This is a genomic window from Arthrobacter sp. Marseille-P9274 (genome assembly GCF_946892675.1).
Taxonomy (GTDB): domain Bacteria; phylum Actinomycetota; class Actinomycetes; order Actinomycetales; family Micrococcaceae; genus Crystallibacter.
Genome location: NZ_CAMPOV010000002.1, coordinates 65,639 through 80,099 on the forward strand (window position 1 = coordinate 65,639; position 14,461 = coordinate 80,099).

General features: G+C 63.1%; 15 protein-coding genes. 3 read left to right on the forward strand and 12 right to left on the reverse strand.

What is annotated here, in order from left to right:
* The first annotated feature begins 131 nt into the window (after window positions 1–131).
* From OC550_RS13475 to OC550_RS13485, 3 genes are all read left to right on the forward strand, one after another.
* Window positions 132–875, forward strand: coding sequence for an ATP-binding protein (locus OC550_RS13475; protein ID WP_262106410.1), 744 nt, complete (start codon window positions 132–134; stop codon window positions 873–875).
* An 87-nt stretch (window positions 876–962) separates the two neighbouring features.
* Window positions 963–1,238, forward strand: a complete 276-nt coding sequence (locus OC550_RS13480; protein ID WP_262106411.1) for a type II toxin-antitoxin system Phd/YefM family antitoxin — start codon at window positions 963–965, stop codon at window positions 1,236–1,238.
* Window positions 1,235–1,528, forward strand: a complete 294-nt coding sequence (locus OC550_RS13485) for a type II toxin-antitoxin system RelE/ParE family toxin (protein WP_262106412.1) — start codon at window positions 1,235–1,237, stop codon at window positions 1,526–1,528. The genes OC550_RS13480 and OC550_RS13485 overlap by 4 nt, the downstream gene beginning before the upstream one ends.
* A 187-nt stretch (window positions 1,529–1,715) precedes the next feature.
* On the opposite strand, the gene OC550_RS13490 is transcribed toward OC550_RS13485, so the two are convergent.
* From OC550_RS13490 to OC550_RS13545, 12 genes are all read right to left on the reverse strand, one after another.
* Entirely contained in the window at window positions 1,716–2,690 is a 975-nt protein-coding gene (locus OC550_RS13490; protein WP_262106413.1) for a fumarylacetoacetate hydrolase family protein, read from the reverse strand.
* Window positions 2,690–3,646 (reverse strand): ABC transporter substrate-binding protein, encoded by a 957-nt coding sequence (locus OC550_RS13495; protein WP_262106414.1) that lies wholly within the window; start codon window positions 3,644–3,646, stop codon window positions 2,690–2,692. The genes OC550_RS13490 and OC550_RS13495 overlap by 1 nt, the downstream gene beginning before the upstream one ends.
* A 56-nt stretch (window positions 3,647–3,702) precedes the next feature.
* Window positions 3,703–4,731, reverse strand: coding sequence for a VOC family protein (locus OC550_RS13500; RefSeq protein ID WP_262106415.1), 1,029 nt, complete (start codon window positions 4,729–4,731; stop codon window positions 3,703–3,705).
* A 198-nt stretch (window positions 4,732–4,929) separates the two neighbouring features.
* A complete protein-coding gene (locus OC550_RS13505; protein ID WP_306556934.1) occupies window positions 4,930–5,931 on the reverse strand; it encodes a LysR family transcriptional regulator in 1,002 nt (333 codons plus the stop codon).
* A 197-nt stretch (window positions 5,932–6,128) separates the two neighbouring features.
* Window positions 6,129–6,914 (reverse strand): ABC transporter ATP-binding protein, encoded by a 786-nt coding sequence (locus tag OC550_RS13510; RefSeq protein WP_262106417.1) that lies wholly within the window; start codon window positions 6,912–6,914, stop codon window positions 6,129–6,131.
* 17 nt (window positions 6,915–6,931) lie between these two features.
* The gene (locus OC550_RS13515) at window positions 6,932–7,693 is read right to left on the reverse strand and encodes an ABC transporter permease (protein ID WP_262106418.1); all 762 of its coding nucleotides are present in this window, start codon (window positions 7,691–7,693) and stop codon (window positions 6,932–6,934) included.
* Entirely contained in the window at window positions 7,690–8,505 is an 816-nt protein-coding gene (locus OC550_RS13520) for an ABC transporter permease (protein ID WP_262106419.1), read from the reverse strand. The genes OC550_RS13515 and OC550_RS13520 overlap by 4 nt, the downstream gene beginning before the upstream one ends.
* The gene (locus OC550_RS13525) at window positions 8,495–9,469 is read right to left on the reverse strand and encodes an ABC transporter substrate-binding protein (RefSeq protein WP_262106420.1); all 975 of its coding nucleotides are present in this window, start codon (window positions 9,467–9,469) and stop codon (window positions 8,495–8,497) included. Before OC550_RS13525 ends, OC550_RS13520 begins: the two co-directional genes overlap by 11 nt.
* Window positions 9,470–9,603: 134 nt before the next feature.
* Window positions 9,604–11,574, reverse strand: coding sequence for an acetoacetate--CoA ligase (locus tag OC550_RS13530; RefSeq protein ID WP_262106421.1), 1,971 nt, complete (start codon window positions 11,572–11,574; stop codon window positions 9,604–9,606).
* Window positions 11,571–12,179, reverse strand: coding sequence for a cupin domain-containing protein (locus OC550_RS13535; RefSeq protein ID WP_262106422.1), 609 nt, complete (start codon window positions 12,177–12,179; stop codon window positions 11,571–11,573). The genes OC550_RS13530 and OC550_RS13535 overlap by 4 nt, the downstream gene beginning before the upstream one ends.
* Window positions 12,176–13,192: a fumarylacetoacetate hydrolase family protein gene (locus tag OC550_RS13540; protein ID WP_262106423.1), complete on the reverse strand. Its 1,017-nt coding sequence runs from the start codon at window positions 13,190–13,192 to the stop codon at window positions 12,176–12,178. Before OC550_RS13540 ends, OC550_RS13535 begins: the two co-directional genes overlap by 4 nt.
* 304 nt (window positions 13,193–13,496) lie before the next feature.
* The gene (locus tag OC550_RS13545; protein ID WP_262106424.1) at window positions 13,497–14,435 is read right to left on the reverse strand and encodes a VOC family protein; all 939 of its coding nucleotides are present in this window, start codon (window positions 14,433–14,435) and stop codon (window positions 13,497–13,499) included.
* Window positions 14,436–14,461: the final 26 nt, after the last annotated feature.

Here is a 14,461-nt window from a genome sequence, read left to right on the forward strand (position 1 = left end):
TCTGACCATCTTCACTGGTGCCAGGGGCATCGGCAAGACTGTCATGCTGGGTGCCGCCGAGGACGCCGCCAGGAATCACGGCTGGGCCGTGATCTCCCAGACCGCAACGGACGGCTTCATGGGTCGCATCGGTGAATCCATGCGCGTCATGGGCGAAGAACTCGGCTCTCCTGCAGGTCCTGGATCAACGAGGCTCCGGGCTGATCATCACCGTTGATGAGATCCACGCCGCAGACCGCAACGAACTCGCCCACCTCGCCGCCAGCATCCAGCACTTCATCCGCGATTCGCTGCCGATCGGCTTGGTCTTCGCGGGACTGCCCGCGGCGGTTTCGGACTTACTCAATGAAGGCGTGGCAACGTTTCTCCGCCGGGCGGACAAGATCGACCTCCATGCCGCGGCAATCCGCGACGTGGAGAAGTCCTTCGGTGAGACATTCCAAGGCGCCAGCTTCCACATCGACCCTGGCCTGATCCGCGAAGCGGCGGAGGCCACCGGCGGCTATCCCTTCCTCATCCAGCTCGTCGGCTACTTTCTGTGGCGCGAAGCCGAGGCTGGCAACGGCACCGTGACGCCAGAGGCAGCCGGCAGGGCCATCGAAGCGGCTGACAGGCGCAACGCGCGCATGGTGATTGAGGCGGCACGGTCAGCCCTCTCCCCCAAGGACCTGGAGTTCCTGGATGCAATGGCACAGGACGACGGCCCCTCCATCATGGGTGACATCGCAAGGCGCCTCGACGCGAAGCCGCCCCTGGCCTCCAACTACCGCACCCGGCTCGTCGCCGCGGGGCTTATCGAACCTTCCGGCTACGGCAGGGTCGACTTCGCCATTCCCGGCCTTCGCAAATACTTACGCTCCAAGCCACTCCCCTAACACACCCGCGAACAAGCCGGACATAAGGTGGATTATCGGCCAAAAGTCAGGCTAGAGAGTAGCCGAAGTATCGGCTAGAATTATCGCATGAGGACGGTGCCGCTGAGCGAAGCCAAGGACAAGCTGTCCGCGCTGGTCGAAGAGGCGGACAGGACGCACGAGATCATTCAGATCACCAGACACGGGCACCCTTCCGCGGTGCTCATGTCCGCCGATGACCTGGAGTCCCTACAGGAAACCATCCACTGGCTCTCACAGCCCGGCATTAGGGAAGATCTTGAACAGGCCAGGCGCGACATTGCGGAAGGCAGCACGGTCAGCGGTGATGACCTGCGCCGCGAGTTCGGACTTCCGCCGAGGTGAGTGAGTCAGCCTCTGCCGGCAATGAACCATGGAAAGTCGAAGTCACCAGCCCCGCCCTTAAAGGGTTCCGGCGGCTGCCGGAAAAGGCGGCCGCCGCTATCGTCGAGTTCGTTACCGGGGCTCTCGCCGACAATCCCCACCGTCTCAGCAAACCTCTGACCAACGAACTGCTGGGCATGCGCACCGCGCGCCGTGGAGACTACCGCGTCCTGTTTACCCTTGACGTCGAAGAGCACATCCTGTATGTCCACAGGATTGAGCATCGTTCCGACGTCTACAAGCCACGGTGACCTGCCCTAGCGTTCACCCCCTGCACCTCAAAGGACCACCTTGCGTGGCTCGCCCAGTTTGCTCACGCACGCGCGGCCTGGGCTCTTATTTACATAATCAGTCCAACTTCCGACGTAGTTCACACAGACCGAGGGCTCCTGAATCAGGGGTCGGCAGCTGCAGAACGGATGTGGATGATTGCTGCTGTCAGTTCCGCAGCGGGCCGCGGACCTTGTTGCGTTGGGTGCCTAGGCCTGTGATGGTGCTTTCCATGACGTCTCCGTCGCGGAGGAAGCGGCCCCAGTGCGAGCCGTTTCCTTGCGGGGACCCGGTGATGATCATGTCTCCGGGACGCAGGGCTATGAGCGAGGAGATGTAAGAGATTAGCTTGGGGATGCTGAAGATCATGTCCCCGGTGTGACCCTTCTGCATGACTTTGCCGTTCAACGCCAGCGAAATCTCCAGGTTGTGCGGATCCGGGACGAACGCGGCGGGGACCAGATACGGTCCGGTGGGGAAGAACGTCGGATGGTTTTTTGAACGCATCCAGTCGGTGCCCATCATCGGAATGTCTTTTCTGGGTACCAGGCTTCGGGTCGTCAGGTCGTTGCAGATGGTGTATCCGGCAATGTGGCCCATGGCCTCGCCTTCGGGCACCTGGTATGCCTCGCTGCCAATCATGACGCCGAGTTCAAGCTCCCAGTCGTGGTCAGATCCGACGCTGGGAAGGATAACGTCGTCGTTCGCTCCACACACTCCTGATGTGGCACCGACCCACACGTACGGTTCGCCGGTGCGCGCGCGTTCATCCACTTCCCGGGCAGCCTGTTCCCGAAGCTCGTCTTCGGAAGAATTTGGGTCACCGAGCCTGTGCGCGACCGTGATCTCGATGACGTGCTGACGGTAGTTGGCGCCCGCTGCTAGCAATTGGCCCATGGGCCTGACCGGCGGCAGGATCTGCAGCCCAACCAACGGCACTGCGGCCACCTCAGCGCGCCGCTGCTGGTCTTCCGCGAAGCGGCTGAGGGCATCAAAATTCCGCTGCCAGCCTTGCAGAAGTGTGGCCGTATCGACGACTCCGGAGAGCACGTTGGAGATGTCATAGACGGCTTCATCTATAACAAGCCCGGGGAAGGTCGACACGCCATCGTGAAAAGTGCCGATCGCGAAGTGGACGGTCATCAGTTTTGCCTTTCATCGCTCAGGTCCGGCGCGGATGCCTGCGTCGCCATCGCAGACGTGACCGCTGGAACTGACTGTTGTCCTGGGTCGATTTCGTCCCCTAGGACTTCCTGAAGTATCGAGGGATCACACATTGACTCGATGCCTCGGAACGAGGCAGGAAGGAGATCGAGCCCCTGGCGCATTTGGATTAGTAGCTGCAGTCCGGCGTCCGAAGGAACCAGGTGGGACGGTCTGGTCTCCCACCCGGTCTCGGAAGACCTCCCGCCAAAGCCGGCATCGCGAAGTATGGCGATTCCGGTCTCAGGGGTGGCACGGTTTGACCAGTCAACGGCCCTGGACAAGGAGGACAGATATGTCCGCAACAGAAGCCTGAGCTCAGGAATGCGGGAGGTGCGCACCACCAAGCCTTGCCCCGGGTACTCGCCGAGCAGGCCGTTCGCGGCCAGCAGTTTCACCAGCCCTGCCTGGTCTGCCATCTCATCCAAGGGAGGGCCCAGCAGGGTGGCATCCGCCTGTCCGTCCAGCAGCGCGGACAGGCGTTCGCGTACCCCGCCGATTTCCACCAAGTCGACATCTCCTACTCCGGCATCTGCAAGTAGGTGGCGGGCTACGATGGCAAACCCGTTGGTTGCGGCGTCTACCGCAAAGCGGGTTCCCGCTAGATCTCCGATGCTTTGCAGTCCAGGGCGCGCGTAGATGGCAAGCGACGTCGTTTGTTCGACCTGCGCTATCAGCCGGAAGTCGTCCGACGGCTCGTTCCAGATCAACAGATTGTCGATGGCCGTTACTGCCACGTCCCGTTCTCCGCTGAGCAGGTCCTCGCGCTGCTGGTTGCTGGACCGAGTGGTCTTCGAATCCACCTCAAGCCCGGCTTCCTCGAAGTATCGAAGGTGCTTGGCCACGGCGAGAGGAACCGGAGGTACGAAGTAGGTTTCTTTGAGCGTTTGTGTCATCCCGGATTCCTTACGAGCCCTGGTTTCGCCTAGTTCGGAAAGTGGTCCACATGCGGCTAATTCTGGAAAGCCGGCTTCTGGAGCGCGGCTTTCTGGATCAGTTCGGCTTCGCTGCCTGGGACGAGCCCCTGTTCGGTGGCAGTCGGTGCGTTGGCCGGAGGGAAGGCCTCAAGCATGGACTGGGGCAACTCCCGGTTGCAGTAGAAGTCGTTGGCGCCCAGCTCAGGGGTCCACCGGTTGGGCTTCCAGTCCGGCACATAATTGCGGTAGCCGCCGGTGTTGACTTCAATGCGCAGGCCGCTGGCCTCGCGGAAGTAGAGGTAATCCTGCTCGCCGATCCCGTGGACGCCAGGACCGAACTCCATCGGTGTCCCGTTCTCCATGAGTAGGTCGGCCGCGCGTGCCAACTCGGCCTGGTTGTCTACCCAGAACGCGTAGTGATGGATGCGGCCGGGGCGGTCGGAGGCATCCAGCAGTATCCCCAGGTCGTGCGACTTCTCGTTGGTGGTCAGCACACCGAAGAAGGTGATGCTGGGGTTTTCGAAACCCGCGTACGCCATGATGCGGAACCCGAGCACCTCGTTGTACCACGTTGCGAATCCCTTGATGTCGGGGGAGGCGATCGTGACATGGTCCAACTGGCGGGGAGCGACACCGCGGTCGTTGCGCTTTGAGGGCCGGTCCGGGTACACGGAAGCGAGGCTGCCCTCAGCTTTGTACAGCTCGACCTCCCAGAAGAGTTGCATCACGTGTCCGAAGGGGCCGGTGAAAACATAGGAAGGCCCAAGGCCCGCACCGGCTTCCTTCCATTCACCAGCATACGCTGTGGCATCGACCCTGCGGACTGCTTCCTGAAGTGCTTCCTCGCTGGAGGTGCGCCAGGCCATGGAAACCATGCCGGGTTCGTCGCCCTGGACCAGAACGACGCTGTAGGCGTAGTAGTCGCCCCAGCACCGCAGGTAGACCTTGCCGTCGGCGCGGTCGACTACACGCAGTCCGACCTGCTCTTCGTAGTAGCGGACAGACTCTTCCAAATCCGTCGCGTAGATCTCGATGTGGGACAGGTGGGAAAGGAGCTGGATCATTGTTGACTCTCTCTACAGCAGAATTTTCAGTGGTTGTGCTGGTCAGGTACTTCCACTTTGATCCAGGGCCAACTATTAGGGAAGCGACATTTCTGGATAGGCAATATCAAGCTTTCCAATACCCATCCACGGCAGCAGCCACCGCATTATCTGCCTGAAGATGCGTCCACTGTTTGACCGGCGCCGCTCATGGGCTGATTAGTCAGAGGTCAAAAGAGGCTCACATGCTCGCGACATTTGCTGTCGCAGCCATCTATGAGCCGGTTCATGCTCCTTATCGGGATGCCACCAAAAGGCTTCAGAAATCGGCGAAAGCGGAATAGGCGGCGGAACAATCCGGAGCGTCTCGGTTATGTGCACGACCTTCTCCGCCAACAAGCGCGGCATCAAAGCCACCTTGTCCGACCCCTCCAGCAACGCGGGAATAACGAAAAAATTCGGTGTAATGGTGGTGACGGCGGGATCGATTCCCGCAATCTGCAACTGCCGGGCGGCGGGGGTGAAGGCGCCGCGGCCGCTGACGGTCATAATCCAGGGCGACTCTAGAAGTTGCTGCGGTGTTGGCTCCTCCGGAGCCCCACAGGCCACAACGCAGGCCCATTCGTCCGTCAAGACATTTAGATGGGGTTGCTGGGCGAGGTAGCCATGCGGGAGGAACATTCCGTCGACGTCCCGGAGTGAATCCGGTGCCCCGTCGACATGAGCAGCTAGGACATGGTCGAAACGGATTCGGATGTTCGGCGCCGAGGTGGCCAGCAATCGCAGCAGAGGCGCTCCGACTCGGGCAGTGGCGTAATCGGTGCCCAGGATATGAAATTCCCGGGAACTGCTCAGCGGATCGAACGCCATTTGCGCCGTCGTTATCCGCTCCACTGCCTGAAGAGCGCTCGGAAGATCCTCTTTGAGGTGCAGCGCCAGCGAAGACAGCGTGTAGGCGTTCCCCTGCCGTACCAACAGCGGATCGTTGAAATGCCGGCGCAGCTTAGCCAGAAGGTTTGAGGCAGTTGGCTGGCTCACTCTCAGCCTGACCGCAGCCATGCTCACGCTTCTTTCCTCTAGGAAGACACTGAGCGGCTCGAGCAGGTTGAGGTCCAACCGTGTTCTGGGGGCCCCCTGCGAGGATCTGAAGTCGATACCCTTACTCATCCTTGGCGCTTCTTTCCATTCCCAAGCGGACGGGGCTTCACTGAGTATCAGCATGCCATGGAGAAACCCCCTTCCGCGCTTCCTTTACAGGGGCCCCCCGGATGGCACACCCAGGTGATGGTCGTGCACGTGAAGGAGGGCCGTAAGCCACATCGCTGCCCTGAGAATCTCTCACACGGGAGATGGACAGAATCTGGGGTGCGGCTCAGTAGAACGCTCCACCCCAGATTCCAGCATGAGCAAGTCCCCCGTCAGCCGGAAACGGAGCTCGGGCTTTGCATGATCATGGCGTGGATCTTGGCACGGAGTTCCAGGTAATCGGGGCGGGACTTCGTGCTGATTTGGTCCCGGGTGCGGCCGAGCGGAACGTCCACGGTGGCCGAGACCGAGGCGGGCCGGCCCGACAGGACGATGACCTTGTCGCCCAGATAGACGGCTTCCTCGATATCGTGCGTGACCAGCACGATTGTCACGCCGAGGCGTGCCCGAATGTCGAGCATCAGGTCCTCAAGGTCCGCACGGGTCTGGGCGTCCACGGAGGCAAACGGCTCATCCATGATCAGGACCTGCGGGCGGTACGCCAGCGACCGCGCGATGGCGGCGCGCTGCTGCATCCCTCCAGACATCTCCCACGGATAGAGGTCCTTGGCGTGCTCCAGTCCAACATCGCGTAGCGCCTCGGTTACACGCATGGCCCGCTCGGCTGGCGACAGCGTGTAGCGGCGGAGCGGCAGCTCGATGTTCTTGCCCACGCGCATCCACGGCATCAGCGAGCGGCTGTAGTCCTGGAAGACAACCGACACTTCCGCCGGAGGGCGGGTGATTGCCGTGCCGTTGACGCGCACCTCGCCCGAATTGGCGGTGCCAAGCGCCGACAGTGTTCTGAGCAGCGTGGTTTTTCCCGTCCCGGACGGTCCCACGATGCAGACGAACTCTCCCTCCGCTGCGGAGAAGGAGACGTCGGTTAGCACCTGCTTCTCGCCGTAAGATTTGCTGACGTTGATGGCTTCGAGCACCGGGGTTTTGGTGGCTTGCATGTCCAGATCTCCTGTTGTCATATCCGTGCCTTTCGGTGCCACGCGAGTGCGAAGTATTCGATCGCCATCAGGACGACGTTCAAGGCGTAGCCGATGATCCCGAGCAGGATCATTCCCGACCACATTTCCGGCAGCGAGAACTGCCGCTGGGCCTCAAGGATGAAGTAACCGATCCCGCGGGACGCTCCCAACAGTTCGCTGGCGAACATCAAGATGACGGAAACGGCGAGGCTCGCGCGGATCCCGGCGAAGATTTGCGGACTCGCGCTGGGGATGACGACGCGAAAGATCCAGTCGAAGGGCCTCAGTCGATTGGATCTTGCGACGTCGACCAGGCCGGGGGAAATCCCGCGAACACCGTCAATCGTGTTGAGCAGAATCGGCCACAGCGCGCCCAGCACGATGATGGTGACCCGCATTTCCTGACCGATGCCGATCAGCTGAATGGCCAGCGGCAGCAACGCGACCGCCGGGAGGTAGCGAAGGAACTGCAGGACCGGGTTCACGGCGGTAGCGACGTAACCGTTAAGGCCGAGAAGCACCCCCAGCCCCACGCCGAGCACGATCGAGATCCCGAGTCCCCAGAGAATCGACTGAAGACTTGGTACGACGTGTTCCGGGACCAGCGCGAACAGCCACAGTTCTTGGAACCTCTCCAGGATCTGCGACAGCGGGGGGAAGAAGATCGAGGAGCCGCCCTCGCTGGCGTACCACCACGCGAGGATGAGGACGATGGGCAACAAAGCCGGCACTATGAGCCGTACGAGCCGTGAGCTCATGCCGCAACCTTTCGATAAGAGGGATGCCAGGCCAGGGCCTTGGCTTCAAGCTTGCCGAAGGCTGCATTTGCTCCGACTCCAAGCGCACCGCACAGGAAGATGTAGGCGTACATGGTCGGTACCGCTCCGCCCAGTTGGGCGGTGAGGATCTGTTCGCCCAGGCCACCGGCCGGAATGACGACCTGCGCGCTGATGGTTACCAGTAGGCAGATCGCCGCCGCCAGCCGGACCCCGGTAGCGATGTAGGGCAACGCGGTGGGGACCAGGAGAAACCTGACCGTGTCCCAGCGGCGGACCCGGAAGGACTTGAACGTCTGCAGGGCTGTCGGATCCACATCCCGTGCCCCGTAAATCGTCTGCATGATGACTGCCCAGACGGCGCCGAGAAAGGCCAACAAAATGGTGCTTTCCAGGCCGGAACCGTAGAGCAGGACGACGAGGGGCACCAACACCAGGGCGGGAATGGTGCGCAGGAAGTCCAGCGTGAAGACGGACAGCCGATAAGCCAGCCGGCTGGTTCCGAGCGGGAACCCCACCACGATGCCAACGACGACGGCGAGCAGCAGGCTGATCGCCCACCCGGCCAGGGTGGTGCCCAGCGGCTCCCAGACCGTTCCATTGACGAAAATCGCGAGCAACGCCCGGCCTACTTCAACCGGGGTGGGGACTGCTCCGAGCTGGCCCAGGCTGGCCGTGATCTGCCAGATGACTAGCAGCACGGCCACCACAGCCAGCTGGGCTGCCAGCGGCGAACCCCAACGCTCGGCAAGACGACGACGTGCGGGAACCATCACGGCGCCGCTAATTGCCACTGGGCGCCCAAAGCAGGTCTTCGACACCCGGGGCGTCCGCGGCAATAAACCCTTCGCGCTTCATGAGGTCCACATAGGCCTGGACGTCCGCGTCCGAGATCTCTCCGTCCCAGGTGGGGATGACGGACTTGGCGATGGCTTCGGGCGAGAGTGAGGTAAATTCCGGAAGGACCTCACGCACTGCCTCCGGGTTTTCGTTCGCGAACTCCCCCGCCTTCTTGATGGCGGAGGCAAACTTCCCAGCGGTCTCTGGATTCGCTTGCACGAACGCATCGCTACCCACCCACAGCAGGGCGTTCATTCCACCGAGGCCTTCGGTGAAGGGCTGCGAGACGATGTCAAGACCCGCCGCTTTGGCCGCCGAGAGGAACGGATCGACGACGAAGGCGGCATCGACGCGGTTGGACTGCAGGGCGGAGACCATGTCCGGGTAGGCGATCTCGACCATCTCAACGTCGGAGGGGTCTACTCCTGCTTCTTCCAGAACTACCCGCAGGGCCAGATCCGGCGCAGACTTCAGCCCCACGAGCGCAACGGTCTTGCCGGCGACGTCAGCCAGCGAGGATATCCCGCTCTCGGGCGCCACCACCAAGGCCGTGGTGTCCGCAGCGCCGTCGACAGGGTACCGGTCGCTACCCGACACAACGCTGATCGGCAGCCCCTTCGATGCTGCGGTCACGGTCGGGACCGACGTCATCAAGGCCAGCTGCAGCTCGTCGTTGAGCAGCGACGGAATGGCGGTGGAGGCTGTCTGAATGATGGTGGGCGTGACGTCGAGGCCCTCCTCGGTGAAATAGCCCTGTTCGATCGCAATGTAGAGGTTGGCGGCATTGGCGATCGGCGTGACACCGACTTTCAGTTCCGTCACTTCGCTGGCGCCGGCGGACGCTCCACCCGCGGAAGCCGTAGTCTGCCCACCGGAGCAGCCGGCGAGGACGAGAGCCGCGGCAGCAATGGTTGCCACCGACGTTAGATTTCGGATTGACAAGCTCATGGATATTTCCTTGCGCTGATGGCCGAGCGGCCGGTTGGAAGAATGATCGGGGAAGGCCCATCTCGGCGCCCGGAGGGCCTCCCCCAGCCGGATTGCAGGTCCGGCTAATTTGCTACGGCGTGCCGTCCGAGCGCGAACAGGGCGTACTCTTCGAGCAATTCGGGGTCGTCGACCGCGCCGAGGTCCGCGACGTCGTCGAGTGCAGCACCTTGCAGGAGGCGTTTCACCGGGACTTCCAGCTTTTTGCCCGTGCGAGTGTGCGGAATCGCGCGCATGAACACGATCTCGTCGGGCAAGTAGCGAGCGGAGAGACTATCCCGGATGGACTTCACGATCGCTGCTTCTGCCGCGGCGGGGTCGGCGCCGTCGGAGAGTTTCACGAAGAGCGGCATGTAGTACTCGGTGCCAAGCTCTGCGCCGATCACCAGCGCTTCCGCGACCTCCGGAAGTGTCTCGACGGCGGCGTAGATGTCCGCTGAGCCGAGCCGGAGTCCGTTGCGGTTGAGCGTCGAGTCGGACCGGCCGTGGATGAGGATCCCCCGCCAGCTGAACTCGATGTAGTCGCCGTGCCGCCATATTCCCGGGTAGGTCGAGAAATAGCTGTCGTGGTAACGGCTGCCGTCGTCGCCCCAGAAACGTAGGGGCATGGAAGGCATCGGCTGCGTGACAACGAGTTCGCCCTTCCCGGTGGTGGGGCTTCCGTCGTCGTCCCATGCCTCCACCCGGACTCCCAGCGCGGGTGCCTGAATGTAGCCCACCCGAACGGGCAGTGTGGGTGATCCGCCGACAAACACCGATGCGATGTCCGTGCCGCCGCTCATCGAGCTCAGCCAGATGTCGCCGACCTGGCCGTACACCCAGCGATATCCGTCCGCGGCCAGCGGAGAGCCGGTGACCTGGAGTGAACGCAGGGCGGACAGGTCATGGTCGTTCATCGGAACCAGGCCGGTCTTGGCGCAGGCGTGGACGAAACCGGCACTGACACCGAGGACCGCGACTTTCTCTGCAGCAGTCACCTGCCAGACCCGGTCAACCGACGGGAAGGTGGGGTTCCCGTCCACGAGCACGGCCGTCGCCCCCACACCGAGGGCGGAGATCAACGAGTTCCACAGCACCCAGCTGGTCGAGGCGACGTTGTAGTACCTGTCTCCCGGCCGCAGGTCCGAGTGGATGAGGAGCATCTTCATCTCCTCGAGCAGCGCGCCGCCGTGGCCGTGCACGATGCCCTTGGGGATGCCCGTGGTTCCGGAGGAAAACAGGACCCACAGCGGGTGGCTGAATTCGACGTCGTGATACACCGGCTCAGCCGGTGCGGCAACGGCTTGCTCCCAGCTGACGGCCGGCACCGGGGTTTCGATAGGTGGCGTGGAGCCGTGCCGGGTCACCCAGATGACATGCTCCGCCGTCGGGAGCTGGGCGAAGATTTCGCGGAACTCTTCCCTGCGGTCGCGTTCCTTGCCGCCGAGCCGGTAGCTCGGCGCGGCGATCACGACCTTCGGGTCCAGTTGGGCGAACCGCGAAACGATTGCTCCGGCGCCGAATTCCGGTGCGCAGACGGACCAGACGGCCCCGATCGAGGCGGCAGCGAGGAGCCCCGCCACCGCCTCGGCCACGTTGGGAAGGACAGCAACGACCCGGTCCCCGGGGCCAATGCCCTGGTCGCGCAGGTGCTTCGCGAGCGAGGCGACCTCGCGCCGCAACGCGTCCCAGCTGACCTCTTCCCGGGACCCGTCCTCGGCGATGGCGATGAGCGCTGTCCCGTCATGTCCTTCGAGCAGGTGGCGGGCGAAGTTCAGGGTGCGGCCGGGGAACCATCGCGTGCGCGGCATGGCATCCGGTGTGCAGACCGGCCCCTGGGAGCCGCCGAACTCCACGCCCGCAAATTGGGCGAAGAGCTCCCAGAACGTCTCTGGATGATCGACTGACCATTGCCATATCTCGTCATACTCCTGGCCGATCTCCAATCCCTGCGCGCGCAGGAAACCGACAAATCGCCCGATTTCCGTGTCAGCGCGGGCCGATGGGCCGGGCTGCCAGATCACCTCGCCGTCGGCAGCCTGGGCATCAACAATCACGTTCGCTCCAAAGAGTGGGAATGCTGCCGGCGCCGGGCCGCGATGTCAGCCGCCGTCAGGGGCTCGGTTCCGATCAGCACGAACAACATGCGGGCCGTCCGGTCGGTGCGGTTGGACCAGGCGTGGCTGGTGGCCCGCTGGACCGCTACGTCTCCTGGGCGCAGCGTCGTTTCGCCTTCGTCGACCAGCAGCGTGATCTCGCCGTCGAGGACCACCGCGTAGTCCAGCGAATCGGTGCGGTGGAACCAGAAGTGCTTTCCGTTGCTGTGTTCGGCGCCGGCTTCAGCCTCTTCGTGCCCGTCGATTTCGCTGAAGATCACCGAGTCGGCTTCATCCGGATAGACAGAGTCCGGCGGGAAGTCGGCGATGCGGAGGATGGTCTCGCCCGGGCCGGGGAAACTCGGCAGATCCGCATCCGCGGTGGCCGGGTCCTCATCACTCACGTGGTCGATGGGTCCCTGGGTGAGCCAGGGGACGGTGGCGCCGAAGCCCGGGATCAGGTCGGAGGACCAGTGATTCGGCGCCGGTCCGTCCGACAGGATGATGGCGCGGCCTTGGTCGTCGTGTCCGGTGACGACCCGGCGGACGGGGGGTCTGGTGGTCATGCCTGCCATCCCTCGTGCGGGTAGGGGCGGGGTTCGGGCCACCAGGGGGCCTTTTGGCGTTCGGTCGAGACGGGAGTGCGCAGCGTGCCGACCCCTTCGAGTTCGAGCTCGATGACATCGCCCGGCTGCAGGAAGCGCCCGATTTCGACACCGGCGCCGAAGCCCATGGTGCCGGAGCCGATGATGTCGCCGGGCTGCAGGCGGTCCGAAATGGAGACATAGGCCAGCAGTTCGGCCGGGGTGTACACGAAGTCCTCGACCTTGGTGTCGGAAAGGACTTCGCCGTTCACACGGACCTGGCCCTTGAGTCCCTCGATCGATTCGATTTCGTCCATGGTGACTACCCACGGTCCGATGCCGTAGGCAAAGTCCTTGCTCTTCTGCGGGCCCATTCCGATGGGCATCTCGACGCCCTGCACGTCCCGGGCACTGAAGTCGTTGAAGATGGTGATGCCGAAGAGATGGTCGGGGGCCTGGTCCGGGGTCAGGTCTGTACCGGATTTGCCGATCACGTAGCCGATCTCGAGTTCCCAATCGAGGGCCTCGGTGAAGTCCGGGTAGGCCAGAACCTCGTCATGCCCCAAGGACCTGGCGGTGGTCCCCTTGAAGTATCCGGGCCGCTGGTAGATCGATCGTGCCGGCGCCGCCTTGGCCACGGTACGGCTGAAGTTCTGGATGTGCTGTTCGAACGTCAGGCCGTCGCGGATGACCGGCGAGTCTACGGCTGCCCGCCAGGAGACCTCGTCGATGGCGAACGAAGCGTCATCTGCTGCGTCGAGGGCAGCGTTGGCGGCGTCCAGAAAGATATCGCCGCCGCCAATCCCTGCGGAGAGACTGCCTGGAAGCAGTGTCAGGGCGATGGCACGGGCGCGATCCGGATCGGCCGCCTTCCGCTGCAGGGTCAGCGCGTACGCCCGGGCCAGGTCGACGACGCGCCCCTCATCGGGCCGGGCGGCTACGAGCCGGATTTGTTCGCCGTCGGGCGTTGCGACAGCAATTCTCCCTAGCTTCATGTCTTCTCCTCGGTAGTGCTTCATTTGATATTTCTGTTCGATACGTACAGTATCGCTTTGTGTTTACTTACCTGCAATGCTTCGGGGGGTTCATGAGGTCCATTCAGCAGCGGACGCACATGCCTTGCTGCCCTGCCGAGGTCGTTTTGTACCCCGCGGGCGGCAGGGGGTGTAGGCCCGAAGGCCTCCGTGGCCTCATCAATATGGGGTCCGCGCTTGGGCGCAGACCCCATGCTGATAACTCACGTTTGGAGGACAGCGTCGGTAACACCCATACTGTCTGCCGCCTGCTTTTGCTGATCACTCAGACCGGCGGGGCCACGTACAGGCCCTTGTCCGGGTCGTTGAACATCTCCTTGGTGATGAATTCATCCATCTCGCCTCCAGTGCCCCACTGATCGGATGTCTCCGGCTCGCGGACGTCGAAGATGCTGGGATGCCAGGTGTCCTCGTCCACCGTGTCGAGTTCGGTGGTGTACTCCATCGTGTTCCCGTTCGGGTCGATGAAGTAAGTGAAGGTGTTGTCGCCGGCGCGGTGGCGACCAGGACCCCAGATCTTCCGGAACCCAGCGCGCATGAGGCGGCCGCTGCCCCGCATGTACTCGTCGATTCCTCGCAGCTCGAACGAGGCGTGCTGCAGGGAGGCGTGCGGGCCGCGGGCGATGGCCATGCTGTGGTGCTGCGCGTTGCAGCGCATGAAGTAGAACAGGTCGCCGGTGTGCGGGTGGTTCAGGGTGTCGGACAAACGGAAACCCAGGTGCTGCTCGTACCAGGCCCGCATCTTCTCCGGCTCGGGCGAGTTCAGCACGACGTGCGACAGCCTGACCGGGATGTCCTCGCGTTCTTCGACCTTGCGGTGCTGGCGGGTGGCGACGTCGGCGGAGACCTCGATGGTGCGCCCCTCCAGGTCGAAGAACCGGAAGCCGTAGCCGCCGCCGAGCGTCTTCACATCGTCGGGTTCACCGACCAGCTGCACGCCCTTCGCAATGAGGTCGGAGGCCAGCTGGTCGACGGCGGTGCGGTCAGCGGCGCCGAAGGAGACCAGATCGAGCCGTTTCTCATCGGACTTGCGGACCCGGACCGAATACTGCTCGGGCGAGCCCTCGGCAGCGAAGTAGGTGACGCCGCCGTCGTCCTCCATCACGGTGAGTCCCCAGTGGTTCTTATAGAAATCGATCTGCTTTTGGTAGTCGGGTACGGCGATGTCGAAGTGCCGCAGGTGGGTGATCGGGCTGAAGGCCATGTGATCTCCTAATCTTGTGCCGATTC

What these genes read in the sequence shown, in the direction of transcription:
- OC550_RS13510 (WP_262106417.1), bottom strand. Translation starts at nt 6,914, where the DNA reads ATGCAAGCCACCAAAACCCCGGTGCTCGAAGCCATCAACGTCAGCAAA.
- OC550_RS13480 (WP_262106411.1), top strand. Translation starts at nt 963, where the DNA reads ATGAGGACGGTGCCGCTGAGCGAAGCCAAGGACAAGCTGTCCGCGCTG.
- OC550_RS13505 (WP_306556934.1), bottom strand. Translation starts at nt 5,931, where the DNA reads ATGCTGATACTCAGTGAAGCCCCGTCCGCTTGGGAATGGAAAGAAGCG.
- OC550_RS13535 (WP_262106422.1), bottom strand. Translation starts at nt 12,179, where the DNA reads ATGACCACCAGACCCCCCGTCCGCCGGGTCGTCACCGGACACGACGAC.
- OC550_RS13545 (WP_262106424.1), bottom strand. Translation starts at nt 14,435, where the DNA reads ATGGCCTTCAGCCCGATCACCCACCTGCGGCACTTCGACATCGCCGTA.
- OC550_RS13540 (WP_262106423.1), bottom strand. Translation starts at nt 13,192, where the DNA reads ATGAAGCTAGGGAGAATTGCTGTCGCAACGCCCGACGGCGAACAAATC.
- OC550_RS13495 (WP_262106414.1), bottom strand. Translation starts at nt 3,646, where the DNA reads ATGACACAAACGCTCAAAGAAACCTACTTCGTACCTCCGGTTCCTCTC.
- OC550_RS13515 (WP_262106418.1), bottom strand. Translation starts at nt 7,693, where the DNA reads ATGAGCTCACGGCTCGTACGGCTCATAGTGCCGGCTTTGTTGCCCATC.
- OC550_RS13490 (WP_262106413.1), bottom strand. Translation starts at nt 2,690, where the DNA reads ATGACCGTCCACTTCGCGATCGGCACTTTTCACGATGGCGTGTCGACC.
- OC550_RS13500 (WP_262106415.1), bottom strand. Translation starts at nt 4,731, where the DNA reads ATGATCCAGCTCCTTTCCCACCTGTCCCACATCGAGATCTACGCGACG.